This is a genomic window from Plantactinospora sp. B6F1 (assembly GCF_040120695.1).
In the GTDB taxonomy this organism is placed as follows: domain Bacteria; phylum Actinomycetota; class Actinomycetes; order Mycobacteriales; family Micromonosporaceae; genus Plantactinospora.
This window is the reverse complement of the sequence record NZ_JBEEAC010000054.1, coordinates 1-23,882: the sequence shown is the minus strand read 5'-3', so window position 1 is coordinate 23,882 and position 23,882 is coordinate 1. Positions and strand designations below refer to the sequence as shown.

Here is a 23,882-nt window from a genome sequence, read left to right as displayed (position 1 = left end):
CCTGGACAAGATCGCCAAGGCGCTCAAGCCGGTCTACACCGCGGCGACCGAGGATGCCGCGACTGAACGGTTCCTGGAGTTCGCCGAGGCATGGGGCCGCAAGTACCCGGCGATCGTGAAGCTGTGGGAGAACGCCTGGGCCGAGTTCGTGCCCTTCCTCGCCTTCGACGTGGAGATCCGCAAGGTCATCTGCTCCACGGATGAAATCGTCAAGTCTTCGCTCGGGTTTTCGCCGGATTGTGTGGTTGCCAGTGCGCGACGAAGACCTCGTAGGCGCGTTCGGCCTGCTCGACGGCAGCGGTTTCGGCGGCGCGTCGCTGCTTGTCGTTGTAGGCGGCGCCGGGAGTGCCGTGGTTGCCACGCTGTGAGGGTGCTCCGGTGGCGAGTTCGAGCTTGCGCCGCTTGTGCGCGACCAGGCCCGGGCGGGCGAAGGCGTAGTCCTGATCCTTGGTCACCAAGTGCCAGGCCAGGGCGGTCATCTTCCGGGCCGTGGCGACCACAGCGGTCGGGAACCCGCGTCGGGCCTTGACACGTTGGAAGAACGCGCGCAACGGTCCCGGGGCACGGCTGGCGGACCATGCGGCTTCGACCAGGACGCCACGCACGTGCGCTCGTCCGGCCTTGCTGATCCGGCCGTGCACCGGCGCCGAGTTGCCGGACTGGCGCACCTTCGGGTTGAGCCCGACATAGGCGACGAGCTTGTCCGCGTCACTGAACCGGCTGAAGTCGCCCACCGCGGAGACGATCGAGATCGCCACGATCGCGTCGACGCCAGGAATGGTCATCAGCCGAGCGACCGCCGGGTCGGCGAACGCCTCGACTGCCAGTTCCTTGTCCACGACGGCGAGTTCCTCGCCGTGGAAGTCCAACTGCCGCAGCAGCGCCCGCACACTGGAAGACTCATCGGCGGGTAGCGCCTGCCGCGACAGCCAGTGCCGTCCGGTCTTGCCGAACAGGTCGGACACCGGCGGCGTCGGGACGAGGTTACGAGCCAGGATCGCGTGGACCTGATTCTTGATCCTGGTGCGCTGGCGCACCAGGTGTGCACGGCGGGTCACCTGTCGGCGCAGGCTACGGATCCGCTCGTCGGGCAGCCACACCGGCGGCAGGAAATCCGCCGCCAGCAGCTGCGCCAGAATCCGGGCGTCGACCTTGTCGGTCTTGACCTTCGCCTCCGCGATCGCCCGGGTCTTCGACGGGTTCGACACCACCACCCTGCCGACAACAGGGGTCAACAGAGTCGCGATCGCGTCGCTGTTACCCGTCGCCTCCAACGCCACCTGATCATCAGCCCGCAGGCCAGTAGCCCACTGCCGCAGCGCCTCCGACGTCACGCCGATGCGGCCCTCGTCACGCACGAGGCCGTCCTCGACGACCGCCAACTGCGCGAACTCGCGGTGCACGTCCATACCGATATAGCGGACCATCATCTGCTCCCTCCGCTGCTCGATCGGTGGAGAACCGCTGGGACGGAACGACACCTACGGATACGCGCTCGCAGCGCAGCCGGACCAGTCGCAGGGGCGGCCAACTACTAACACGGGCTCGCAGCCCATCGAGCAAGAACGGCCTGCCCATACGTGTTCCCCGAAGGCCCCTGTTCCGGACGGTCACACCGTATGCCCGACCAAGAGTGCCGGACCAGCGGAACACCACGCGGGCCTCCACCTGATTTCATACCGGGTACGAACGCGATCGACGAACGCGATCGAGTCGGTCAACGCCCGTATCCGCAAGGCCGTCCGCGCCCGCGGACACTTCCCGAACGAGGCCGCAGCACTCAAGTGCGTCTACATGGCGTTGATGAGCCTCGACCCCACCGGCACCGGACGCCGGCGGTGGACCATGCGCTGGAAGGCACCGTTGAACGCCTTCCAGCTCGCCTTCGATGGCCGGCTCACCCCGGCCAACGACTGACCACCTCAACAACCAAGATCAGCCGTTAACTTGACAGACCCGGGCAGGCAGGTGGCCGCCGTGTCCGCGGCCGGCTCAGCGGTGGTGATCATCGTGATCAGTGTCCGCACAGTCGTGGCGGCGGAGGGTGAGGAACGCTTCGGGGATGTCGTCGCGGATCTCCCAGCGGATGCGTAGCCGTCGGAACCAGTGCGGTAGAGCGAGGGTCCCATCGACGGCTCAGCGGCGGGTGCCGAGGCCGGACCCGGGCGGGGTAGCACGCCGGGCGATGACCGGGACGATGCTCTGACCCTCAGCGGGCGACCGGTAGGTGTCGAAGCCGTAGCTGCGGTCGGCGTGCAGCGTGTCGGGGCGTTGTCGAGGCCCGCCGCGGATGCCGTTGCCCGGTGGGATCGCCTCGACCAGGGGAGTTGGGTGACGTCGTGGCGGTTGCCGCTGGTCAGGCTCGCGGCGAGCGGGGGATGCCGCCAGCGTCGGTGTTGACGTGGTGGTTCGAGCCTGGCTTGCGGCGGTCGACCGGGCTCGGTCCGGTTCAGGCCGCCTCCGAGCGCCTGGATGTGGGCGTCGTCGATCACGTCCGGGGCATGTGCGGTTGGCCGGCGGCCCTTGGTTCGCGCAGGAGCACTGCGTGCTGTCGTTGCCACACGGCGGCGTCGTTCCAGTCCCGCAACGTACGCCAGCAGGTCATTCCTTAGAGGGCGGGGGATGGCGCTTCGGGTGGGCGGCCGTGGGCGCGAAGGAGGTCTGTGGCGGCGATCCCGGCTAGGACGAGGTTACCGACGATGGCGACTCCCAGCGGTGGTACGTGCGTCATCGCGGGTACGGCGACGGCGAGCACGAGCAGCGCGATCAGTCGGGATGGGGATATCCGGCTGAATACCTCGTACTCGAATCGGGCCCGGCCGGCCAGGAACAACGCGGGACCGCCGAGAACGATGCCGACGAGCCCGAGGGTGGTGTCTCCGGTGGGGTGCCGGATGACGGTTTCGGCTCCGGCGGCGGAGGCGACCACGCCGGCCACCATGAGCAGGTGGGTGTAGGGGGCTGACCGCATGAGCCGTCCCGGGTCACGGGAGGATTCGATGGCGGCCTGGAGCAGTGCTCCGGCGCGTTGGACGTAGATCTGCCACAGCAGCACGGTGGTGGCGAACGCGACCACGAAAGCGACGGTCCGGTCGACCGCGAACCCGGAGCCGGCGTACGTGAGGGTGGTGACCAGGATGAGATCGCCGAGGGCGAGGGTGAAGAATTGCTGGTAGCGCTCGGCCAGGTGTTCGGCCGCGATCCTGTACTGCGACCTGGGGATCCGACCGAGCCAGGGGGTGGGGTAGCGGAGCCAGGCCGCCCCGTAGTCCAGGGCGAGCGCCGCCGTCCAGAGTGCGGCACGCGCCGTGCCGGTCACGATGGCTCCGAGCAGCCAGGGTACGGCCGAGGCGGAGAACCAGACCAGGAATCGCGCGGCGTGCCGACGCGCCTGCCGACCCTGTAGCGCGGGGGTCAGGAAGAGGCTACGGCCGAGGTGAATGGCCACGTACGCGCCCGCGAAGACCAACCCGTCGCGGCTGAAGGCTGCGGGCAGCGCGGCGACCATCAGCATCGTGCCGAACATGACCGATATGGTCATCAGGAAGATCGGTGGCCGCTGCGGCAGGTAGAGGTCGGTGGTCAGCGCGGTGATCGACCAGACCCACCAGATCGCCAGCAGCAGTAGCAGGGTCTGGAAGACGCCGGCCCAGGTCATGTCGGTGGCGAGCTTCTGCGAGGTCAGGGCGAGCGCGGCGACGAACACCAGATCGAGGAACAGTTCCAACAGGGTTGCTCGTTGCGGCCCCTCGGCTCGGCGCGCCAACCCGACCGCCCGGTCGGTGGTCACGGAATGTCTGGTCCGGTCGACGATCGGGGCATCGTCGACACGCATCGGCGTCGGTTGTCAACCGCCCGCATACCCTCAAACGACATCATAAGCTGCCAGGACGCCTCCTTCGATCCCAGCGTAGGCACGGTGCCGCCGCCGGAGACTCACCGACGGTAGGGAGGAGGTTTCGTGTCTTGGGTCAGCCCTGACAGCGAGGATCTACGCCGGCCGCCCCGCGGGCACCGGAAGGCAGGCGTCATCGATGCCGGGCCGCCGGACCTGAGTAAGAGCGGGCCGGTCACCGAGGTGATGCCGGAACCTCTGTCCCGCCTCGATCTACCGTGCGGGTACGTCGTCCATCGCCTCCATCAGGGCGGTGAGGGAGACGACGGCGAACCGGACCCGGGCATCGTTTGCTCCGTACGGCAGCCACAGGGTGCCGGCGTGTAGCAGGCCGCCGCACGAGTAGACGACGTTGGGCACGTACCCGTCGCGTTCGGTGTCGTCGGGTGCGATGAGTACGCCGGGTAGTTCGGCGAGGACGCGGTCGGGCCGGTGCAGGTCGAGCAGGAGGGCGCCGATGGCGTACCGGCGCATCGGGCCGACTCCGTGGGTGAGTACCAGCCAGCCGGCTTCGGTCTCGATGGGTGATCCACAGTTACCGACCTGGATCAGTTCCCAGCCACGGTGCGGAACGTGCAGCGGCACCGGAGGCTGCCATCGGTTGGCCCTGTCAAGACGGGTCAGGCCGATGGTTTCGCCGTCGGAGCGGCACAGCGCGAGGTGATGGCCGCCGATCGGGCGGGGGAACAGTGCGATGCCCTTGTTGTGGGACGCTGGCCCGCGCATCGGGGTCACCTGGAAGTGGCGAAGGTCGTCGCTGCTGAGCATGCGGGCGGCGACGCGTCGTCCGTCGTAGGCGGTGTAGGTGGCGTGGTAGGCCGATTCGCCGTCCTCGCCGATAATTCTGACGAAGCGGGCGTCCTCCATACCGTTGTTTTCGGCCGGGGCGGCCGGCCAGAGGATCCGTCGCTGGAGCGGAACGTCGGCGGGAAAGGTCACGGCGTAGCTCGCCGAGGCGGTACGGCGCAGTTGCTCGAGGGTGCGCTGGCTTGTGGTGCGGGTGAGCAGATCGGTGGGAAGGCTGGTCAGCACCTGTTCGAAGGTGTGGTCGTCGAAACGTTCGGGCAGGCGTCCCAGCACGGTAGCGGAGACTTCGTTGTCCCAACCTTCCTCGGCGAGCCCGGCGGCGAGCAGGTCTCTGCGGTGCCGGGCGCTGATGCGGCGGCCGGTGACCAGCGGGCCCGACCGGTCGGTGACGGTGAGGCGGTGCCCGGGTCCGAGTACGGCGGTAGCGAAGCCGATCGACGACAGGTGTCCCTCGCCGATCTGCCGCAGGCTGACCGCGACACGTAGCTGGTCGGGGCCCAGGCCGGTCTGATCCGGATGCGCGACCATGGACGGGTTGCACAGGGCGGCGGCTTCCACGGCGTACTCGTGGCTGAAGTATGCGCCGACGAGCAGACGGGCCGTGGGTGACAGCTCGCTGGTCCGGGGCACTCGGTGGTGGACCAGGTCGTGGTGGTGCCGGAAGGTGGCTTCCAGGTCGTGGTGCCGGCCGCCGAAGCGTTGCAGGGTCTGCTGGAGCAGTCGGGTGGCTTCGTCGTCGTCGAGGCGGGCGATGCGTTCGATGATCGCGGAGGCGCGAGTGCGTACCAGGGCCGCGTCCTCGCCGGGGACGAAGAGTTTGACGACGACCCGTGCCGGGTCGGGGTTGAGGGTGAGGTCCAGCCGGGTGGCCAGGTCCGGCCCGGTCATGTCGACTCGCGCCGGCAGTCCGAGCCGGGAGCTGCCGACCGGGTCCACGGCGGGGTTGGTGGCTCAACAGACTCCACGGTCATGACCACCGCCGGCCGTGCTGAAGGGTGGAGATGAGCGCGAGGGTCGACTCCGCGCCCTGGTTGAGGTTGGGGCCATCCGGGGTGAGGCCGTCGTAGCCGCCGCCGGTCGCCGGGTCCCACATGACCGTGCCGCCGTCGTTGGCGCCGAGGAACCAGGCGACCGCCTGGCCCACCCCGGTTCCCCAGACGGAGTCGCCCGTGACGGTGGCGGCGGTGACGCATGCGTCCGCGAGCGCGGCGACCTCGATCGGCTGCTGATCGTGCCGGGCTCGTGGGGCATGGCGCTGCCAGCCGGCGACCGGGATGACCGACAGCACACCATTGGCGAACTGGATGTCGCGCAGCCAGGCCAGCATCCGCAGCCCGGCGGCGAGCAGCCTGCTGTCGCCGCGCAGGTCAGCGGCGGCGATGACGACCTCCGCGAGAGCGGCGCTGGCGTAGGTCAACCGCTGCTGCGGCCACGGCCAGTCCGGGTCACCGCCCGGAAGGCCGACGGCGGCGGCGGCGTCGACCAGTAGGTCGGCCGCGATCCGGTTGTCCGGCTGTCCGTGCAGTACCTCGGCGGCGCCGAGGCCGGCGAAGGCCATCGCGTGCGGCGCGGGCGATCGCCGGCCGGCACTGAGCGTGAAGGCGACGAGGGCCTCGTCGCGGATCCACGGGGCGGGGCTGCGCGCGGCGGCGGTGCCCAGCCCCCACACCGCCCGCCCCCACCAGTCGCCGAGACCGGGCTCGTCGGTCCAGCGTCGATCGTGACCGAGCCGGTTGTGGAAGGCGCCGCTGTCGTCCTGGGCGTGGGTGAGGAAGGTCAGGTAGCACTCGGCGAGTTGCCGCACGGCTTCAGACGGATCGGGTTCGCGGCTGGTGACGACCAGTCCACGGGCGACGTCGTCGGTGCAGTAGCCGTGCTCGCGGCGCACGGTGGCATTCCGGGCATGTTCGAACAGGCCGGTGTCGTCGGTCAGCCGGGCCAGGTGCGCGAAACTGGGCGCCGGTACAGGCACCCGGGAAGCGGCTGCGGTCATGCCGGTGCCGTGGTCACGGCAGGTGAGCCACCGGTGCGGACCCGGTCGGTGAGGAGCCGCTCGGCGAGGGCGTGGTAGCGGGCCGCCACCGCGGGCCAACGGAGTGTTGATCTTCTGGTGCGGGTGCGGTCGGCGAGGCTGGTGGCCAGGCCGGGTTCGGTCAGGATCCGTCGGATGGCGGCGGCCAGTGCCGCCGGATTCTGGTGGGGCACGAGCAGGCCGGGGCCGTCGGTGAGCAACTCGACGGCGTGTGGGAAAGGCGTCGCGACGACGGGGATTCCGGCGGCGACCGCCGCGACGAGTACGCCGGAGGTGACCTGCTCGCGAGAGTCGTAGGGCAGCACGACGGCATCGGCAGAGCGGATCAGCCGGCCCAGCGCACTCTCTGCGTGGTAGACCGGCTGGTAGTCGACGGCGTGGGAGACACCCAGGATCGCGCCCAGGCGGTGCAGGTCCGCCCGGTACGCCTCGCCGTCGTGCTCGAGCACCTTGGGGTGGGTCCGGCCCGCGACGGTGTAGCTGGGCATCGGGCGGAGGTCGCGCAGCCGGGCGAGGGCCCGCAACGCCCATTCGATTCCCTTACCGGGGCCGAGTAGTCCCCAGGTGAGCAGGTGGGGACGCTGACGCGGTTCGGCGGGCGGGGCGGCGTGTTCGGTCGTGCCGTGCGGGATCACCGTAACCTTGCCCGAGTCGACGGTGTAGCCGACGAGCAACCGGTCGCGGGCGGTGTCGGTCATGGTGACGACCGCGCTTGCCGCGTCCACGACCTGCTCCAGAACCGCTTTCTGCCCCCGAGTCGGATGCGCGAGCACGGTGTGTAGGACCACGATGCTCGGCGCCGTGAGCCGGCGCAGCAGCGGCAGGACATCCTCGCCGTCGGGTCCGGGGTAGATGCCGTACTCGTGTTGGACGACGGCGATGTCGTAGCGGTCGAGGGCCGCGGCGGCGTCCCGCCAACCGGCGACTGTCCGCGTCGACCAGTCGTGCACGACCTCGGGGCCGAACGGTCCCGCGTGCCCGGTGGTCCGCGCCGCCGGACCGGCGGGGTCCTCGCCGGCGGTGACGATGCGGACAACGCCGTCCGGCGGTCCGTCGGCGCCGAGGTGGGCGGCCAAGGCCGCGTTGAAGCTGGCCAGTCCGCACTGGGTCGGTGGATGGGTGCTGAGAAAACCGTAGCTGCGGGCCATCTGCCGCGCCTTTCGGTTGTCGGCCGCTGCCGCGCGAGCGGGTACGGACCTCACGCGATAGTGGCGCCCACCTGGCCAGCGTGTGTGACGGGCGGGACGGGTCCGCGGGGAGCCACCGCCTCACGCGGGGTCGGGCCGATCGCAGACCTACGCCGGACCCTCGAAAGCCATCGGCGAGTCAACACTATCAGCATCGACCCGTCAGCGGACGGTACCGATCCGGTCAGCAGACGACGTCGCGGTACACACGCAGGTAGTCGGTCACCATGCGGTCGGCGTCGAACCGCTGCCAGGCACGGGTCCGGCAGCCGAGCCGGTCGATCGTCGCGATCCGAGCGACGGCCGCGACGGCCTGCTCGACACCGTGCACCAGGAAACCCGTCACACCCTCGTCGACTACCTCCGGCATCGCTCCGCGCCGGTACGCCACCACCGGTGTGCCGCAGGCCATCGACTCCACCACCGACAGGCCGAACGGCTCGTCGAAGGCGATCGGGTGCAGCAGCGCCGCACTGGCGCCGAGGAGCTCGCCGCGGCGACGCGGGCCGACCGGGCCGTGGAAGACGACGCGCTCGCCGTCGATGTGCGGGGCCACTTCTTCGGCGAAGTACCGCTCGTCCTGGACTATCCCGCAGATGGCCAGCGGCCGGCCCGCCCGTCGCGCGATCTCGATCGCGACGTGGGTGCCCTTGTCGGGGTGGATCCGGCCGAACACGATCAGCCCGGGTCCCGCGTCGGGCGCGAACGGCAACCCGCCGAGATCGATCCCGTGATACACGGTGGCGACATAGTCGAGCGCGGCGACCCGGTCAGCGTCGGAGATGGACACATAGGCCGACCCGGCCCCCGCGTACGCGGGCAGGATCCCCGAATCCGAGAAACCGTGGATCGTGGTGACCAGCGGGGCATTGCAGTGCTCGGCAAAGGCCAGCGGCAGCCAGTCGAGGTGGTTGTGCACCAGGTCGAACTCGGCGGACCGCGCCAGCGCATACGCGACGTGCATCGCCTCCGCCACCCGCCCGTCCACGGCCGGATCGTCCGCGTACCCCCGCGGACACACCCCGTCCAGCCGGGCCGAGGTGACCGAGTCCAACGTGGCGAACAGCGTCACATCCACACCCCGAGCGACCAGACCATCGGCGAGCAGGCCGGTCACCTGCTCCCACGGCCCGTAATGGTGTGGAGGCGTGCGCCACGCCACCGGTCCCAGCAGCGCCACCCTCACCGCGATGCGCGATCGGCCAGGCCGGCGGGGTCGAGGCCGATCGGGAGCGGGCTCGCGTGACAGACGCCGTCGACCCGGTCCGGCGGCTCGCGGTCGATCCAGCCGGCCCTGACCTGGTGACCACGACCACGTGCCAAACCGACGGTCCTGTCGTTGTCGATCGCCATCCGCTTCTCCTCGCGTACGAATTCAGCCGGGTCGCCGTCGGTTCTGGTCCGATCGCGCCCGAACGACTGCCGACGGCACCCACCCGCACGGCCTGGAGCCCGATCGTCGCGACCTTTGATGCCCGTCGGGCATTTCCGATCAGCCTTCCGGCCGACCCCGAAGCGCCTGACGTGCTGGAGCGGAGCCGGAGTGGAGCGGACGCGTCAGCCCGGGTAAGCCCGAACACTACGCCCCGACGCGCTCGGATCGGCTTTCGCGTTCACGCGAGGACGGCGGCGTGCCCGACACGCTCTGTACTCCCGCGCCGACCGGACCGGCGAACCCACCACCTCCGGCGCGACGACATTTTGTCCGGGCGCGTATCTCCGGGACGCTCCGGACGCAAACACTCGCCGGTCCTTTCTCCGGCCGGCGACCAACTCCGACACCCCGGTCCTGCGGGAAACCCCGTTCGGCCCTAGGCTGGCGACGTCTTGGACCCCGGCGCCTCAGGTCTTACGGACTCCGCGTACCCCCGGCGAGATGAGGTCCAGCAATGACACGGTTTGTCAGCCCGGCGCGGTCCGTCCCCGAGCGGAACCGCCGCAGGACCAACGGCGAGTTCCTTCCGACGGAATCTACCCGCAGCATCAGTCTGTGGGCCGCGCTCGCCGCCTCCGCGACGATGCTGCTGTCGCTGATCATCATCCTGCAAAACGGCCAACCGTCCGACGTACATTTCCTGGGCGCGCACGGGCAGCTCCCCATGGGCATCGCACTGGTGATGGCCACGGCATTCGGGGTGCTGCTGGTAACCGTGCCCGCGCTCATCTACACCAGGATCCCGGCGACCCGCCGGCGCACGGCGCTCCGGACCGCGCCCCCGTCAGACAATCAGGTGACAAACGATGACGCACAGAATAGGACCGCATAGCGTATTAAAAGCCCGCGGCCGAGAATCAAGTTCAAGATATATTTGAAAATGTACCAAATGTGGTGGCATATCGGCGGCCGGAGGGTCAGGGTTGGCCCATGACACAGACCGCCCAGGTAAGTGACAAGGACCTGCAGACCAACGTCACCAACGAACTGACTTTCGATTCCAGCATCGACGCCGCGCATCTCGTGGTGCTGGCGAACGCCGGCGTGGTGACACTCTCCGGTGACGTGGGCACCCTGCCCGAGCGGCACACGGCGAAACGGGCGGCCATGCGGGTGGCCGGTGTCCAGGCCGTCACCATCGACATCGTGGTCCGCGACCCGGGCGCGTTCGGCGCCAAGGACAGCGACATCGCCGAAGCGGCGAACCAGATGCTCGGCTGGGCAGTCGACGTACCCGCCGACGCCGTCACGGTCGGGGTCCGCAATCGTGTGGTCACCCTCTCCGGCACCGTCACCCGCCACCACGAGCGGGAAGCCGCCGCACGCGCGGTCATGTACCTCAAGGGCGTCACCGCGGTCAGCAACACCATCAGGCTGATGGCGACCACATCGGCTTCCGACAACCTGAAAACGGCGATCGGCTCGGCGATCCGGCGCAACGCCCAGCTCGACGCCGAGCAGGTCGAGGCGGACGTCAACGGCACCGAGGTAACGCTGCGGGGGGCCGTACGCTCGTGCGCCGAACGCCGTCAGGCCGAGAACGTGGCGTGGTCGGGCGCCGGCGTCACCAGCGTCAAGAAACAGCTCACCGTCACCGCCTGATCCCAGATCGCAGATCGACCCGGCCGTCCGGACGGCCGGGTCGATCTGCTTCATCCCCTGTCCGGGTCGGTCATTGCGACCGCAGCCGTGCTGGCCGTCCCGAGGTCGCGGCTGACCAGCGACTCAGCGCCCCGGCCGGCTACGCCTTGTCGACGATGAGTACCTCGGTGCTCAGGAACAGCGCGGCAATCGACGCAGCGTTCTGCAAGGCCGAACGGGTTACCTTGGCAGGTTCGACGATGCCCGCTTTGACCATGTCGACGTACTCGCCCGTGACGGCGTCGAGGCCCTGGCCGGGGGGAAGTGAGTTGACCATCTCTGCCACCACCGCTCCCTCAAGGCCGGCGTTGCTGGCGATCTGCCTGAGCGGCGCGGTGAGCGCGACCCGCACGATGTTCGCGCCGGTCGCCTCGTCACCAGCCAGGTCGAGCTTGTCGAACACCATGCCCGCGGCGTTGGCCAACGCCACACCACCGCCGGGAAGCAGACCCTCTTCGATGGCGGCCCTGGCGTTGCGGACCGCGTCCTCGATGCGGTGCTTACGCTCCTTGAGTTCCACCTCGGTGGCCGCACCGACCTTGATCACCGCGACGCCGCCGGCCAATGCGGCCAACCACTCCTGCCGCTTCTCCCGGTCGTAGTCAGAGTCGCTGTGCTGGATCTCGGAGCGCAGCTGCGCGACGCGCCCGGCGATCTGGTCCAGGTCACCCGCACCGTCGACGACGGTGGTCTCGTCCAGGGTGGCGACCACCCTGCGGGCCCGACCGAGCATGTCGAGGGTCACGTTTCCCAATGTGTGACCGACGGTGTCGCTGACGACCTGAGCGCCGGTGAGGACGGCGAGGTCGGCCAGCATGGCCGTGCGGCGGTCACCAAAGCTGGGCGCCTTGACTGCCACCGAAGTGAGGGTGCCGCGGACCGTGTTGACGACAAGGGTGGCGAGGGCCTCCGCCTCGACGTCCTCGGCGATGATGGCCAGCGGCTTGCCCGCATGCATGACCTGTTCCAGGATCGGGAGGAGGTCGGTCAGGTTCGAGGTCTTGTTCTCGACGATGAGCAGGTACGGGTCGTCGAGAACGGCTTCCATCCGTTCGGTGTCGGTGACGAAGTAGGGCGAGATGCAGCCCTTGTCGAAGCGGGCGCCCTCGGTGAACTCCAGCTCCAGGCCGAAGGTGTTGCCCTCCTCGACGGTGATGACGCCTTCCTTGCCGACCTTGTCCATCGCTTCGGCGATGAGTTCACCGACAACGGGGTCTGCGGCGGAGATGGACGCCGTGGCCGCGATCTGCGCCCTGGTCTCGACCTCCTGGGTCTGGTGGCGCAGCGTCTCGGTCACCGCGACCACGGCCTGTTCGACGCCGCGCTTGAGTGCGGCCGGGTTCGCTCCGGCGGCCACGTTGCGTAGTCCTTCCCGCACCAGGGCCTGGGCGAGGACGGTGGCCGTCGTCGTGCCGTCGCCGGCCACGTCGTCGGTCTTCTTCGCGACCTCCTTGACCAACTCGGCACCGAGCTTCTCGTACGGGTCGTCGAGTTCGATCTCCTTGGCGATGCTCACGCCGTCGTTGGTGATGGTCGGCGCACCCCATCCACTACCCAGCACGACGTTGCGGCCCTTTGGGCCGAGCGTCACCTTCACCGTGTCGGCGAGCATGTTCATGCCGCGTTCGAGGCCCCGACGGGCGTCTCACCGAATACGATCAACTTGGCCATCTGTGTCGTCCTCTACTCGTCGTGCCGACGTTCAGCACTGCTCGGACCGACGTACGCCGCCGCCGTGTGGTGCCGCCGGGTGCGCGAGGTACCGATAACCCCGCCCCACCGTGGGCTGCCCACACCGTCGACGCGACGCTGCCGCCGCCTTACCGCGCGTCCGACAAGACCCGGGGCGGCGTGAGACCCGGCTGACCGTCTTCGTCCTCCCACACGGCTTCGGGAGCGCCATCGGCCGCACGGAGAATGGACGTGGTGACGGCGAGCAGGATGTGTTGGGGGTGCACCTGGTTGCTGGTGACGGCGGCGAGGACCATCGCCGCGTCGGCGGTGTCGCTCGCGGTCTCCGGCGGGACGATCAGCAGGTCGACGCGGTCACCGTTGTCGCACAGCGCGGTGAGTAGGCTGACGGGCTGGCTGCTGAAGTAGCCCAACCGGAGGACCCGGCCCGCCACCCCCAGCCGGCGGGGGTGGGTGTCCCAGCCGTCGGCGGCGAGGACGAGCCTGGTGACGGGTCCGCGGAGTTTGTCGATGGCCAGGACGAGACCCGGCAGTTCCGCGATGGGGTCGGTCGAGCGAGGCCACCAACCGCCGTCCAGGAGGGTACGGCGGGACCCGGTGGGTTCCATCCGCAGTCGTGGAGTCGACGGCGGCGTTGGCGAGATCGTCGTCGCGCGGCTGGCGGCAGTGGCGTGTGTCATGGAAATTCCTTCCGCTCGTCGCCGCGTTTGGGATCCGGCGAGAGGCTTCGGTCGGGAGAATGGCAGGCCGAGGCGTCGAACTTGCCGGCGCAGTCGCGAACCGCGACCAGCGGGATGAGCGACTGGCCATGGTTGATGTGGGTGTCGGGCGCGGCTCAGTGACGCTGGCGGCGGGACAGTCTGCGCAGTTGGGTGATGCGGGCGGCGCCGACCACCATGGTCAGGCTCGCGGCGCCGACACCGGCGATCAGCAGGGCCAGGGCCAACGGCAGAGTGCCGTGCATCCACAGGAAGGTGACCTCGACGCTGCGGGTGTTCTGCATCATGAAGACGATGAGCACCACGCAGATGAGCGCGGCGGCGCAGATCCCGAACCAGGCGGCGCCGGTGCGGGTGTGTGGCACTCGGGTCGTCGTCGGCGACGGTGCGGCCGAGGGCTTCGGCGATGCCGTGGTGGCCGAATCGATCGGCGTGCCGGGGGTGGTGCGGAGATGGTTGGACATGACATCCCCCTCTGGGGGGTGGGCCGGTATGGCGGGCACCTCAATGCTGGGATGTCGTCGCTTCCGGCGATGCCCCCATCGTACACCTGTTCGGGCCGGAATGCCGAGTTGCCTCGACCGAGGAAGCGTCTGGACCTGGACCTGCTTTGGCGGGCGTCGGGGGACGAGGCCCCGGGCGGTTCGCCCGGCTGCCCACTACGACCACCTCCGCGAGCGTCCGCGACATCGCTGTTCTCGGCACGGGTTGTGGCTGTCGATCCGGCCGAGGGTGTCACCGGCTCGGGGCGGTGACCGTCGTTGGTGGGATCTGTTCGGTTCCGTCGACGATGGCCTGGGCGAGATCGGACAGCCGCCGGTTGTGGCTGCGGGCGCCGTTGCGAAGCATTGTGAAGGCTTCGGCCATGTCCAGTTGAAGGCGTTCGGCCAGAACACCCTTGGCCTGTTAGATCAGGACGCGGCTGTTCAGCGCGGTTTGCAGCTGTTCGGTGAGGGTGTCGCGGCGGTGGATGGCGCGTTGCTGCAGCAGGCCGATAGTGGCCACGTCGGCCAGGGCCTGGGCGATACGCAACTTGTCCTCACCGAGCGCGCCCGGCTGGATGTCGAACAGGTTCAGCGCACCGATGACCTCTGTACGCAGGCGCATCGGCAGAGCGTGCACGCAGGCGCAACCGACCTCGGCGGCGGCTGCGGCGAAGCGCGGCCAGCGGCCGGCGGTGCTGAGGTCGGCGACCGACACGAGTCGGCCGGTACGGAAGCAGTCCACGCACGGACCCTGGTCGGTCTGCAGTTGGAACAGCTCCAGCTTCGTCAGGGCCGCGACGGGCAGGTGGCGTAGGACGGGGACCGGGTCGAACGCGACTCGCTGCATGGCGGCTTGTCACCGGCCAGCCTACGCCGGACAGCCAGGGCCCTGCCCGGTCGCCGCGCTCGTGTCGCACGTTCCCCGCGCTGCGTCGCCGGTGATGACGGCACGACCAGGCCGCGCCGGACCGGTCGTATCCAACTGGTGAGGGCGTAGAGTGATCCGCAGAACCCGCCCCACCACACCGACGCGCCAGTCAGCGTTCACGCTGGCATCCCCTCGCCGCCCGGACCCAGCGGTCACCCAGCGACTCCAGGCGCCGTCAGAGCGGGGGCGCCGTTCCCCGCCGGCACACCGCGGCGACTTCCACTTCCCTGAGGGCGTTGATCACCATGACCGTTCCCGCCGAGTCAACCATGAACACAGGTCCGCCCCACCGCCCCACCGAAGCGACGGTCACCAGCGAGCCCCGGCTGCCCTGGGGCGCCGTCCACACCGGCGCCCCCGCGCATGATGCCCGACCAGCCCGCGCGTTGACCGGCACCGAGCAGCTACTACGCCAACGCGACGCCCTGCCCGCCGGGCATTCCGACCGCGTCACAATCCGAGCCCGAGCCATCGAGGCGAACCTGCCGACGGCACACCGACTCGCACGGCGCTACGCCGGACGCGGCGAACCCTTCGACGACCTGGCCCAGGTCGCCGCCGTCGCCCTGGTCAACGCCATCGACGGGTACGACCCGGACCGCCGCACCGCCTTTGTCTCCTACGCCGTCCCGACCATCCTCGGCGCCCTCAAGCGGCACTTCCGGGACACGACGTGGGGAATGCGGGTACCACGCGCCATGCAGGAACTGACCAGCGAGGTCAGGACCGCCGGCGGCGAACTCAGCCAGCAGCGGGGCCGTACCCCGACACAGGCCGAACTCGCCGACCACCTGCACATCACCATCGACCAACTCCGTGCCGCGCTCGGTGCCGAGCAGGTCTACCGCCTGACGTCGCTGAACGCCCCACCCGCGGTGGAAACCGGCGACGAGCCCATCGACCTCCTCGGCGGCGTCGATCCGCACTACGCCCGGGTGAACGACCGCCTGACGCTGCGACTACTCCTCGCGACGGTTCCCGTCCGAGAGCGCCGCATCCTCACCATGCGGTTCTACGACAACATGACCCAGACCCAGATCGCCGCCGAGGTCGGGGTGTCCCAGATGCAGATATCCCGACTGCTGAATCGAACCCTCACCCGACTTCGGGCCACTCCGATCACACTGGCCGGGCTCGGCGACCAGTGACGCCGCGCCAGCCGCCATCCAGAAGACAGCACCGCCACCCGGAAAACGGCGCCGTCATCCACGAAACACAGCCGAAGGGACATGCCATGCACATCCACCGCGCCGAGATCGTCGCAAGACTGCGGGCGAGAGGGCTGTCGGCCAGGGCCGACTGGGTCGACCGGGAACTGCCCCGGATGGTCGACACGAGCCTCAACGGCTCGCTGCTCCGGATGCTCGACATCCATCCCGCCACGATGGCACCCGCCGACATCGCGTCGGGATGACACCGAGTCTGCCCCCGCCGCGTCAGCGACGCGGTGGGGCGCTCCCCCGTCAAGGTCGAGAACCACCTGTGCCCTGCGTCCCAGGGGGCGGGGACCACAATGTGGACTGCTCGGTACCGAAACCGGCCGCCAGCTCGCGATCGAAGTGTCCGTCGCAGTCGGTGCCCACGGCCGACGAATGGTGGTCGATCTCCCGGAGTTTTTCGCCGGCACGGCGAGCGGCGATGCCGGTGATCCAGACCAGCACGTCGTCTCGACGGGCGTCGGACACCGGCGCGAGCCGCCACACCTCGACGAACACCGCCCGGGTCACCGGAACGGCGCCCGCCGGGCTGCCAAGGCTCTCGCAGACCTGGAGGAAGACCGAGCGGACGAGACGATGGTAGAGGCGACTGAAGGCCGCCTGGCCCCGATCTGCGATCCGCCTTACAAGATCCCCAACGACTCGGCGGCGGACACGGTGTGGACCGGTGGGACAGTCATCCGATGCTCCCGGTGATGTGCCTGGGCAGGACATCCGTCGGGGAGTGGAGCGGCTGCTGTGAGACTTCACACTACGTGACTGAATACCTCGGACGAAACTGCCGAATGTAACTGAACCATGACAGGGCCGAACCCTCGTCGGGCCTTCCGGCCCGGCGGGACGGCGCCGCCTGGCGGCCCGATCGTCGCCCGGGTTACCCGGTGCGACAGAGGTACGCTGACCGCAGCGTGTGCTCCGACCCTGGCGACGTGCGTGACCGCCGATCGCCTGGAGGAGCTGTGAGCACCATCGATTCGATCGCCGTACCCGCGCCACCAGGTCCGCGACGCGGGCGCGGCAGCGACTATGCCGAATTGCTGGCCCAGGTACGCCAGCTCGGCCTCCTGGGCCGACCCATCCGGTGCGCCTGTGGTCGGCAGTCGGCCCGCGTACCGAGCCGGTATCGAACACGCGGGGCGTCACCGCCGGGCCGGGGTGCTGGTCGGCGGAGTCCGTGGTGAGCGGGGGCGCATGGCGAGGTCGATGACCTCGCCGGCGGTACTGGTGGCGGTCAGTGCCGCCGCGAACAGGATGAGCTGGTTGACGACGTTCAGGAAGACCAGCAGCCCGACAGTGCCGGCAACGACGTGATACGTCGGGTTGGCCTCGGTGCGCCGTACGTAGAAGCTGCCAACGGTCTTGAGCAGTTCCAAGCCAATGGCGACGAGCAGCGCGGGTAGGACGACACGGCGCGGCGGCATGCGTAACCGTGGCAGCCCGGTGAGCACCGCGGCCGACAGCAGCGTGCTCACGGCGATGCCAATCCCGAGGCCGATCGCGGCCAGCAACCACCGGCCCGGGGCGGTGTTCGTGCTTGCAGTATCGACCAGCCGGTTGGCCAGGGCGGTGGTGGCGAACGCTGTGGCCAGGGAGGCGGCCAGCAGCAGGCCGAGCCCGATCAGCACGAGCAGGTCGACCAGCAGGCGGACGATGAAGGTACCCGGGTACTCAGGCAGTTGCCAGACCTTGCGGATGGAGGACCGGAGCGAGTCCACCCAGAACCAGCCGGTGATCGGCAGGCCGAGGAACGCGATCACCCCGATGGTGCTGCGGGCGGTCCGTAGTGCCTGCACGTCGAGGCTGGGCAGGTTTTGGGCGAGGTATCGCTGCACCGAGCGCTGCACCGCCGGATCGTCCAGGACGAATCCGAAGACGGCGAAGCCCAGCAGGGCCAGCGCGAACGTGGCGAAGAAAGCGTAGTAGGTGACTGCGGCGGAGAGCCGGCCGCCGTCGGCTTGGCGATAGCGCGCCACGGCTCGGGCGAGGTGGTCCAGCCAGCCGTGGCGGCGGCGGGCGCGCCGCCACAGCGCGGCGGCCCGCTGCGCCATGCTCGGGGTCGTCATGTCGCCCGTCGTACCCTGCGGTCACCGGGGCCACGCTCCGGACAGCCACATGGGGACGCGCACCCGAGGTGCTGTGGTATCCGGTGGTGTCTTGAGGAGTCATGTGCCGGTTGCGGTACCGTCGGCCGGCGTTCCCGGATCGGAGTTGACGGAGGTCGCCATCGGCGGAGGGGTCTCCTGCTCGATACGGGTCTCGCTCTGGTGCGCGGTCTGCTCGGCTTCGGCCTGCTCGTCGTCGGTGGCTCGGGTGCCGGGCGGTTCACGGTCGGGGGTGGGCTCGCCCTGCGGGTGTGCGTTCAGGTAGCGCACGGCGGTGTTGGCCACAGCCAGCAGCGGTACGGCCACGAGCGCGCCGATGATGCCGGCGACGACGAGGCCGGTGGCGATCGCGAGGATGACGGCGAGTGGGTGCAGAGCCACGGCGCGGCCCATGGTGAGCGGCTGCAGCACGTGGCCTTCCAGCTGTTGCACGCCGATGACGACACCGAGCACGATGAGCGCGGTGACCGGGCCCTGGGTGACCAGCGCGACCAGGATGGCGACCGTGCCAGACAGGGTGGCGCCGATGACCGGGATGAAGGCGCCCAGGAACACCAGCGCGGCCAGTGGCAGCGCGAGCGGGACACGCAGCACGGCCAGCCCGATGCCGATGCCGACGGCGTCGACGAACGCCACCAGCACCGTGGCGCGTACGTACGAGCCGAGGGTGTGCCAGGAGTAGTGACCGGCCCGAGCTACCGGGATGCGGGCCGGGTGCGGCAGCAGGCGGCAGACGAACTGCCAGATCTGGGCGCCGTCGCGCAGGAAGAAGAACAGGGTGAACAGCACGAGGAAGAACCCGGCAACGACCTCGCCGACCGTCGTGGCGGTACTCACCGCGCCGGAGGTGATCGCGCCCTGGTTCTCGGATATCTGCTGCTGTAGCCCTTCGAACCATCCGGTGAGCTGGGCCTGGGAGATGTGCAGCGGGCCGCCCGCGAGCCATGTCTGAACTTCGTTCACGCCGTCGCGGACCTGGGTCGACAGGTCGTCGAACTGGGAGATGACCGTACCGACGATCAGCCCGAGGCCGCCGGACACGGCCGCCAGCCCACCGACGAGCACCGCGCCGGCGGCCAGGGACCGGTTGATTCCCCGGTTGCGCAGCACTCGGACGGCTGGCTCGAACAGGGCGGCGAGCAGCAGCGCCACCGCGACCGGGATGACCACAATATGCAGGATCGCAATCACTCTGATCAGCAGGTAGGCCGCGGCGACGAACAGAATCAGCCGCCACGCCCACGCCCCGGCAATGCGCACGCCGCGGGGGATACCGTCGTCCACGGTCGGTGTCGCCCCCGCGACCACCGGCCCGGTGGTATACCCCAATACGTTGTCGCCCCGGAACGGCGGCAGCGAGCTGCCTCGCCGGGCGGTCGTCAACCGGATACGCGCCCGCTCGCGTACAGACCCGATCCAGCTCATGGCCGCTCCCTTCCGATCGTTCCCGCGCGGCTGAGAAGTACCCACTACGGGACCGGTCGTCACCAGGTCACGTCCGGTGGTCGTGAGCGGCGCGGCCGCGCCGCTCCCGAAGCGGGGTGGAACGGGTGGCGACCAGCACCAAGCCGAACGCCGTGACGTCGGTCACCGGTGTCAGAAAGCCGCCCTGGCCGCAGAGATGGCGCGGGATTGGCCGCGACTGCCTGGCGGCGGTCACAGCACGCCGAGGAGCCCTCGGCGTGGGTTCACGCAGATGCCGGTCAACCGGCAGGTGGGCCCACAAGATCGTAACGGGGGAGCGGGCTCAACCAGGCGTACGATGAAGGCGTTGCTTCGGACCAGGTGATCCGACGCTCTGCCGCCAGTGGACGCATTCACGCCGGTCAGGGGCATGATGATCGAGCAAACCGAGCACGCGACCCCGGCAAGCCAGCCGTTAGGCACCGCCGCGCGTCATCCGTTACCTGGGGATGTCGGGCTCGCCATGCCGCTGCTGAGGCCACGACGAATTCGCCCGCTGCCACGCTTGCCGACCAACCGTAAGGAACCTGCCATGACCATCACCGCCGCTCAACGCGTCACGATCGTGCCACCTTCACCGCCCTCGACACCCCGGGTACACCTGGTACCGGCCCGCGCCGGGCGCCCACGCCGGACAGGACGCCGACGCGGGTTCGGCGTGGGACAACGAGGGCGGCCGTCTCGTGGACGGCCATCCACACCGGAGGGCGAGACCTCGTCCTGCCGCCAGTTCCAGTTCACGTACCCCTTCGTGCGCTTGCTACGGACGGTTCCTGGTCACGATCCTCGGGATCGGTGTCGCCGGCCTCACCGGTACGGCATACCTGCGCCCCCGGTCGCTCGCCCGGCTCTGGCACCGCCGGGTCGCCCTCCGCTTCTCGGTGGCACACCGTCGCCCGGCGGCCGCGGCCCAGGTATCCGGCCCGACGGTCTCCCACTGCCCCGACAGGCGTTCAGGAGTGGAATCCGCGCGGATTGCGAGCCGCAGCGATGAACCCGACCGGTGAACGTGGTCGCGACCGCGATGCCATGGGACGCGCACGTAGCGCCCGCCCGCGCGACGAACTGGGGCGACCGTTGCCGCGCGGTGCGGACGGCGTGGCGGGCGTGCCCGACGACATCGCGCTGTCCCCGGCGGACTCGCTCGCGCAGGCACAGCGACTGCTCGACGGCGGTCGCGCCTTCCACGCACACGAGGTGTTGGAGAGCGCATGGAAAGCCGCCCCTGAGCCCGAGCGCGAGCTGTGGCGTGGTCTGGCCCAGCTGGCCGTTGGCCTCACGCACGCCCAGCGGGGCAATGCCGTGGGAGCGGTGCGACTGCTACGCCGCGCCGCAGACCGCGTCGAAGGGTACGCAAATGACGCGCCGTATGGTCTCGACATGGCTGGGCTCGTGGTCTGGGCGCGCGCCCTGGCCACACGTGTCGATACGGACGGCTTTGGCGGACTGACTCCGGGTGACCTCGTCCCACGCCTTCGACCTGAATCGGGACGCCGGCACGATTGACGTGCCCGGTCACGGATGCTGGACCCGGCGGGATCCGCTGTACCGTGGTGTCGTCGCCGTCGGCTGACACTGCGGATGCCGGACACGCCGAACCAGCCTCACAGATACTGGCCCGAGGTCTCGCTGTCGTTTGTCGCCACCCGCACGGACACCACGTTGGCAAGGTTGACGATCAGGGCGTTCTCGGTCGCCTCGCGGTTGTACCTCGCGCGGGTCAGGACCAGGCTGCGCCGCTCGTCCAGAGCCCTGGCAATGGTTTCCAGCGCCTGATCCGGCCCACTGAAATCGGTAGTCAGCACCGAGACATCTTCACCGCCCACCGGATGGAATCGCATGATCAGTTCGACTTTCTCGACCACGGTCGGCTCCTTCGATAACTCCTGGACGCCGCGCCTCGCTTCGCCGTGCTCGGGCCCCTGCTGCCGTCCACGGTGGGCGAGTCGACCGGGGCGCTTGGCGTCTGATGGAGATCGTTGAACATGACATCCCTTCGTGGGATGAAGCCGGTGTGGCTGGCACCTCAAGGCGGGGATGTCGTCGATTCCGGGATACCTTCATCGTACGCTTGTTCGGCCCGGCGCGCGTTGATGGTTTCGGCCAGCCAAGCCAGCCGCCACTACGCCCACCCCCGACCGCCGAGCACGGCCGGCGACGCCGTACGCACCGAGACAGGAACGGCCGTGGCGAAGACGGCCACGAGAAGTGCTGGCCGGTGTTGCCGTTGCGGCGCCGACGGCGGCCGGGGGCCGCAGCCAGTCGCTACCGGCAGGGGCAGACCTCTCATCCTGACGAATGCGCCCATCTCGATGAGATGAAGGCCCGGCTGCTCCGGGGCGAAGAACCGTCTGGTAGTTCAGGCCGCCCAGCGCCGCGTCGATCAGCCAGCCGCCGTGGATGTCGCGGGAGGTGAGCTTGCGCTGTGGGGGAAGCAGGTGTTCCACTGGGGTTAGCACTCGCCCTGTGCGAGTGCCAACCGAATGGGATGGACCCCGGAGGGGGACCGTAGCAGCGGTCATCACAGGTCGGCCGACCAGGTGCTGTATGTGGGCACGACGATGGTGAGGATCAGGCAGATGGCCAAGTTGATCGTTTTCGGGGAAGAGGCCCGGCGTGGCCTGGAGCGGGGCATGAACGTCCTCGCCGACACGGTGAAGGTGACGCTGGGCCCGAAGGGCCGCAACGTCGTGCTGGACACGAGGTGGGGTGTGCCCACGATCACCAACGACGGGGTCAGCATCGCCAAGGAGATCGAGCTTGACGACCCGTACGAGAAGTTGGGCGCCGAACTGGTCAAGGAGGTTGCCAAGAAGACCGATGACGTAGCGGGTGACGGCACCACGACGGCGACCGTGCTGGCGCAGGCGCTGGTCCACGAAGGACTGCGAAACGTCGCCGCCGGAGCGAACCCGATCGCGCTCAAGCGCGGAATCGAGCAGGCCGTCGCCGCCGTGACCGAGGCCCTCGGCCATCAAGCACGGGACGTCGAGACGAGGGAACAGATCGCGGCCACCGCGTCGATCTCCGCCGCCGATCCGGTGGTCGGCGAACTGATCGCCGAGGCGATGGACAAGGTCGGCACGGACGGCGTCATCACCGTCGAGGAGAGCAACACCTTCGGCCTCGAACTCGAACTCACCGAGGGCATGCGCTTCGACAAGGGCTACATCTCGCCCTACTTCATCACCGATACCGGACGGATGGAGGCATTCCTCGACGATCCGTACCTGCTCATTGTCGACACCAGGATCTCGAACCTGAACGACCTACAGCCGATTCTGGAAAAGGTCATTCAGACAGGCAAGCCGCTGGCGATAGTCGCCGACGACGTTGAGGGCCAGGCCCTGGCGACCCTGGTCGTCAACAACCTCCGCGGCACCTTCAAATCGGTGGCGGTCAAGGCGCCCGGGTTCGGTGACCGGCGCAAGGCCATGCTGGCCGACCTCGCCATCCTCAGCGGTGGCCAGGTCATCAGCGAGACAGTCGGCATGACCCTGGACAACGTCGATCTGGAAATGTTGGGCCGGGCACGCAGGATCGTGGTCACCAAGGACGACACCACCATCGTGGACGGCGGCGGCGACGCCGAGCGGATTGCCGACCGGGCCGCCCAACTCCGCACCGAGATCAGCGACAGCGACTCCGACTACGACCGGGAAAAGCTGCAGGAGCGGCTCGCCAAACTCGTCGGCGGCATCGCGGTGATCAAGGTCGGCGCGGCCACCGAGGTGGAGCTGAAGGAGCGCAAACACCGCATCGAGGACGCCGTACGCAACGCCAAGGCCGCCATCGAGGAAGGGCTGCTACCCGGAGGCGGGGTGGCGCTGGTCAACGCCGCGAGCACCGCCTTCGACAAGCTCGACCTGACCGGCGACGAAGCCACCGGCGCGAGCATCGTACGGGTCGCGCTAACCGCACCGCTCAGGCAGATCGCCGCCAATGCCGGCCTCGAAGGCGGCGTCGTCGCCGACAAGGTCAACTCGCTCCCGATGGGTCATGGCCTCAACGCCAACACCGGCGGATACGTCGACATGATCAAGGCTGGAATCGTCGAACCGGCCAAGGTCACCCGATCCGCGCTGCAGAACGCCGCGTCGATCGCCGCGCTGTTCCTCACCACCGAGGTCCTTGTCGCCGAGAAGCCCTAATACGGCAGCCGCCATTGGCGGTCTGACCTCGTGGGATGTGGTGGGGGTGTGTAACGTGGACGCAGCCGCCTGTTGATCATGTGTTTGTGAGGACTACAGGATCGAAGGCGGCTGCTGCTGCCAGGGT

20 protein-coding genes and 4 pseudogenes are annotated in these 23,882 nt (G+C 69.2%); 8 read left to right on the top strand and 16 right to left on the bottom strand.

The window, feature by feature from the left end; genetic code table 11:
• A pseudogene (locus ABNF97_RS32810) lies at positions 1 to 208 on the top strand (transposase); the annotation flags it as partial.
• Position 209: 1 nt separating this feature from the next.
• Here the strand turns inward: ABNF97_RS32810 and ABNF97_RS32805 are convergent.
• Positions 210 to 1,409, bottom strand: coding sequence for an IS110 family RNA-guided transposase (locus ABNF97_RS32805; RefSeq protein WP_349340910.1), 1,200 nt, complete (start codon positions 1,407 to 1,409; stop codon positions 210 to 212).
• A 286-nt stretch (positions 1,410 to 1,695) separates the two neighbouring features.
• Between ABNF97_RS32805 and ABNF97_RS32800 the strand changes: the two are divergent.
• Positions 1,696 to 1,917, top strand: a pseudogene (locus ABNF97_RS32800) (transposase); the annotation flags it as partial.
• A gap of 691 nt (positions 1,918 to 2,608) precedes the next feature.
• On the opposite strand, the gene ABNF97_RS32795 reads toward ABNF97_RS32800, so the two are convergent.
• The 6 genes from ABNF97_RS32795 to ABNF97_RS32770 form a co-directional block, all read right to left on the bottom strand.
• A complete protein-coding gene (locus tag ABNF97_RS32795) occupies positions 2,609 to 3,835 on the bottom strand; it encodes a low temperature requirement protein A (RefSeq protein WP_349340909.1) in 1,227 nt (408 codons plus the stop codon).
• A gap of 273 nt (positions 3,836 to 4,108) precedes the next feature.
• Positions 4,109 to 5,590, bottom strand: a complete 1,482-nt coding sequence (locus ABNF97_RS32790) for a glycoside hydrolase family 130 protein (protein ID WP_349340908.1) — start codon at positions 5,588 to 5,590, stop codon at positions 4,109 to 4,111.
• A gap of 79 nt (positions 5,591 to 5,669) precedes the next feature.
• Positions 5,670 to 6,695, bottom strand: a complete 1,026-nt coding sequence (locus tag ABNF97_RS32785; RefSeq protein WP_349340907.1) for a glycosyltransferase — start codon at positions 6,693 to 6,695, stop codon at positions 5,670 to 5,672.
• On the bottom strand, positions 6,692 to 7,882 hold the full coding sequence (locus ABNF97_RS32780) for a glycosyltransferase (RefSeq protein WP_349340906.1): 1,191 nt from the start codon (positions 7,880 to 7,882) through the stop codon (positions 6,692 to 6,694). Before ABNF97_RS32780 ends, ABNF97_RS32785 begins: the two co-directional genes overlap by 4 nt.
• Before the next feature lie 223 nt (positions 7,883 to 8,105).
• Positions 8,106 to 9,107, bottom strand: coding sequence for a glycosyltransferase family 4 protein (locus ABNF97_RS32775; protein WP_349340905.1), 1,002 nt, complete (start codon positions 9,105 to 9,107; stop codon positions 8,106 to 8,108).
• Positions 9,104 to 9,274: a hypothetical protein gene (locus tag ABNF97_RS32770; RefSeq protein WP_349340904.1), complete on the bottom strand. Its 171-nt coding sequence runs from the start codon at positions 9,272 to 9,274 to the stop codon at positions 9,104 to 9,106. Before ABNF97_RS32770 ends, ABNF97_RS32775 begins: the two co-directional genes overlap by 4 nt.
• 536 nt (positions 9,275 to 9,810) lie before the next feature.
• On the opposite strand from ABNF97_RS32770, the gene ABNF97_RS32765 reads away from it, so the two are divergent.
• The gene (locus ABNF97_RS32765; protein ID WP_349340903.1) at positions 9,811 to 10,188 is read left to right on the top strand and encodes a LapA family protein; all 378 of its coding nucleotides are present in this window, start codon (positions 9,811 to 9,813) and stop codon (positions 10,186 to 10,188) included.
• A gap of 98 nt (positions 10,189 to 10,286) precedes the next feature.
• Positions 10,287 to 10,958 carry a BON domain-containing protein gene (locus ABNF97_RS32760; RefSeq protein WP_349340902.1) on the top strand — a complete coding sequence of 224 codons (672 nt, stop codon included), beginning with the start codon at positions 10,287 to 10,289 and terminating at the stop codon, positions 10,956 to 10,958.
• Positions 10,959 to 11,097: 139 nt separating this feature from the next.
• Here ABNF97_RS32760 and groL (ABNF97_RS32755) read toward each other — a convergent pair.
• From groL (ABNF97_RS32755) to ABNF97_RS32740, 5 genes and pseudogenes are all read right to left on the bottom strand, one after another.
• Positions 11,098 to 12,668 (bottom strand): annotated as a pseudogene (gene groL / locus ABNF97_RS32755) (chaperonin GroEL).
• Positions 12,669 to 12,817: 149 nt separating this feature from the next.
• Positions 12,818 to 13,369 (bottom strand): DUF5994 family protein, encoded by a 552-nt coding sequence (locus ABNF97_RS32750; protein ID WP_349340901.1) that lies wholly within the window; start codon positions 13,367 to 13,369, stop codon positions 12,818 to 12,820.
• Between the two features lie 155 nt (positions 13,370 to 13,524).
• A complete protein-coding gene (locus ABNF97_RS32745) occupies positions 13,525 to 13,872 on the bottom strand; it encodes a LapA family protein (RefSeq protein ID WP_349340900.1) in 348 nt (115 codons plus the stop codon).
• A 271-nt stretch (positions 13,873 to 14,143) separates the two neighbouring features.
• Positions 14,144 to 14,302: pseudogene (locus tag ABNF97_RS34405) on the bottom strand (ANTAR domain-containing protein); the annotation flags it as partial.
• Between the two features lie 12 nt (positions 14,303 to 14,314).
• Complete coding sequence (locus ABNF97_RS32740) at positions 14,315 to 14,740, bottom strand: GAF domain-containing protein (protein WP_349340899.1); 426 nt, start codon at positions 14,738 to 14,740, stop codon at positions 14,315 to 14,317.
• 350 nt (positions 14,741 to 15,090) lie between these two features.
• Between ABNF97_RS32740 and ABNF97_RS32735 the strand changes: the two genes are divergently transcribed.
• The gene (locus tag ABNF97_RS32735) at positions 15,091 to 15,969 is read left to right on the top strand and encodes a SigB/SigF/SigG family RNA polymerase sigma factor (RefSeq protein WP_349340898.1); all 879 of its coding nucleotides are present in this window, start codon (positions 15,091 to 15,093) and stop codon (positions 15,967 to 15,969) included.
• An 86-nt stretch (positions 15,970 to 16,055) separates the two neighbouring features.
• Positions 16,056 to 16,235 (top strand): hypothetical protein, encoded by a 180-nt coding sequence (locus ABNF97_RS32730; RefSeq protein WP_349340897.1) that lies wholly within the window; start codon positions 16,056 to 16,058, stop codon positions 16,233 to 16,235.
• Positions 16,236 to 16,284: 49 nt separating this feature from the next.
• Here the strand turns inward: ABNF97_RS32730 and ABNF97_RS32725 are convergent, their stop codons facing one another.
• The 3 genes from ABNF97_RS32725 to ABNF97_RS32715 form a co-directional block, all read right to left on the bottom strand.
• Positions 16,285 to 16,536 (bottom strand): hypothetical protein, encoded by a 252-nt coding sequence (locus ABNF97_RS32725; RefSeq protein WP_349340896.1) that lies wholly within the window; start codon positions 16,534 to 16,536, stop codon positions 16,285 to 16,287.
• 641 nt (positions 16,537 to 17,177) lie between these two features.
• The gene (locus ABNF97_RS32720; RefSeq protein ID WP_349340895.1) at positions 17,178 to 18,101 is read right to left on the bottom strand and encodes a YihY/virulence factor BrkB family protein; all 924 of its coding nucleotides are present in this window, start codon (positions 18,099 to 18,101) and stop codon (positions 17,178 to 17,180) included.
• A gap of 99 nt (positions 18,102 to 18,200) precedes the next feature.
• Complete coding sequence (locus ABNF97_RS32715) at positions 18,201 to 19,565, bottom strand: AI-2E family transporter (protein ID WP_349340894.1); 1,365 nt, start codon at positions 19,563 to 19,565, stop codon at positions 18,201 to 18,203.
• 1,029 nt (positions 19,566 to 20,594) lie between these two features.
• On the opposite strand from ABNF97_RS32715, the gene ABNF97_RS32710 reads away from it, so the two are divergent.
• Complete coding sequence (locus tag ABNF97_RS32710) at positions 20,595 to 21,110, top strand: DUF309 domain-containing protein (protein ID WP_349340893.1); 516 nt, start codon at positions 20,595 to 20,597, stop codon at positions 21,108 to 21,110.
• A gap of 98 nt (positions 21,111 to 21,208) precedes the next feature.
• Here the strand turns inward: ABNF97_RS32710 and ABNF97_RS32705 are convergent, their stop codons facing one another.
• On the bottom strand, positions 21,209 to 21,469 hold the full coding sequence (locus tag ABNF97_RS32705; protein ID WP_349340892.1) for a hypothetical protein: 261 nt from the start codon (positions 21,467 to 21,469) through the stop codon (positions 21,209 to 21,211).
• A gap of 714 nt (positions 21,470 to 22,183) precedes the next feature.
• Between ABNF97_RS32705 and groL (ABNF97_RS32700) the strand changes: the two genes are divergently transcribed.
• Entirely contained in the window at positions 22,184 to 23,755 is a 1,572-nt protein-coding gene (gene groL / locus ABNF97_RS32700; RefSeq protein ID WP_349340891.1) for a chaperonin GroEL, read from the top strand.
• The last annotated feature ends 127 nt before the right edge of the window (positions 23,756 to 23,882 follow it).

Coding starts and splice junctions, on each gene's coding strand:
- ABNF97_RS32805 (WP_349340910.1), bottom strand. CDS start 1,409: ATGGACGTGCACCGCGAGTTCGCGCAGTTGGCGGTCGTCGAGGACGGC.
- ABNF97_RS32795 (WP_349340909.1), bottom strand. CDS start 3,835: ATGCGTGTCGACGATGCCCCGATCGTCGACCGGACCAGACATTCCGTG.
- ABNF97_RS32790 (WP_349340908.1), bottom strand. CDS start 5,590: ATGACCGGGCCGGACCTGGCCACCCGGCTGGACCTCACCCTCAACCCC.
- ABNF97_RS32785 (WP_349340907.1), bottom strand. CDS start 6,695: ATGACCGCAGCCGCTTCCCGGGTGCCTGTACCGGCGCCCAGTTTCGCG.
- ABNF97_RS32780 (WP_349340906.1), bottom strand. CDS start 7,882: ATGGCCCGCAGCTACGGTTTTCTCAGCACCCATCCACCGACCCAGTGC.
- ABNF97_RS32770 (WP_349340904.1), bottom strand. CDS start 9,274: ATGGCGATCGACAACGACAGGACCGTCGGTTTGGCACGTGGTCGTGGT.
- ABNF97_RS32765 (WP_349340903.1), top strand. CDS start 9,811: ATGACACGGTTTGTCAGCCCGGCGCGGTCCGTCCCCGAGCGGAACCGC.
- ABNF97_RS32760 (WP_349340902.1), top strand. CDS start 10,287: ATGACACAGACCGCCCAGGTAAGTGACAAGGACCTGCAGACCAACGTC.
- ABNF97_RS32750 (WP_349340901.1), bottom strand. CDS start 13,369: ATGACACACGCCACTGCCGCCAGCCGCGCGACGACGATCTCGCCAACG.
- ABNF97_RS32745 (WP_349340900.1), bottom strand. CDS start 13,872: ATGTCCAACCATCTCCGCACCACCCCCGGCACGCCGATCGATTCGGCC.
- ABNF97_RS32740 (WP_349340899.1), bottom strand. CDS start 14,740: ATGCAGCGAGTCGCGTTCGACCCGGTCCCCGTCCTACGCCACCTGCCC.
- ABNF97_RS32735 (WP_349340898.1), top strand. CDS start 15,091: ATGAACACAGGTCCGCCCCACCGCCCCACCGAAGCGACGGTCACCAGC.
- ABNF97_RS32730 (WP_349340897.1), top strand. CDS start 16,056: ATGCACATCCACCGCGCCGAGATCGTCGCAAGACTGCGGGCGAGAGGG.
- ABNF97_RS32720 (WP_349340895.1), bottom strand. CDS start 18,101: ATGACGACCCCGAGCATGGCGCAGCGGGCCGCCGCGCTGTGGCGGCGC.
- ABNF97_RS32715 (WP_349340894.1), bottom strand. CDS start 19,565: ATGAGCTGGATCGGGTCTGTACGCGAGCGGGCGCGTATCCGGTTGACG.
- ABNF97_RS32710 (WP_349340893.1), top strand. CDS start 20,595: ATGAACCCGACCGGTGAACGTGGTCGCGACCGCGATGCCATGGGACGC.
- groL (WP_349340891.1), top strand. CDS start 22,184: ATGGCCAAGTTGATCGTTTTCGGGGAAGAGGCCCGGCGTGGCCTGGAG.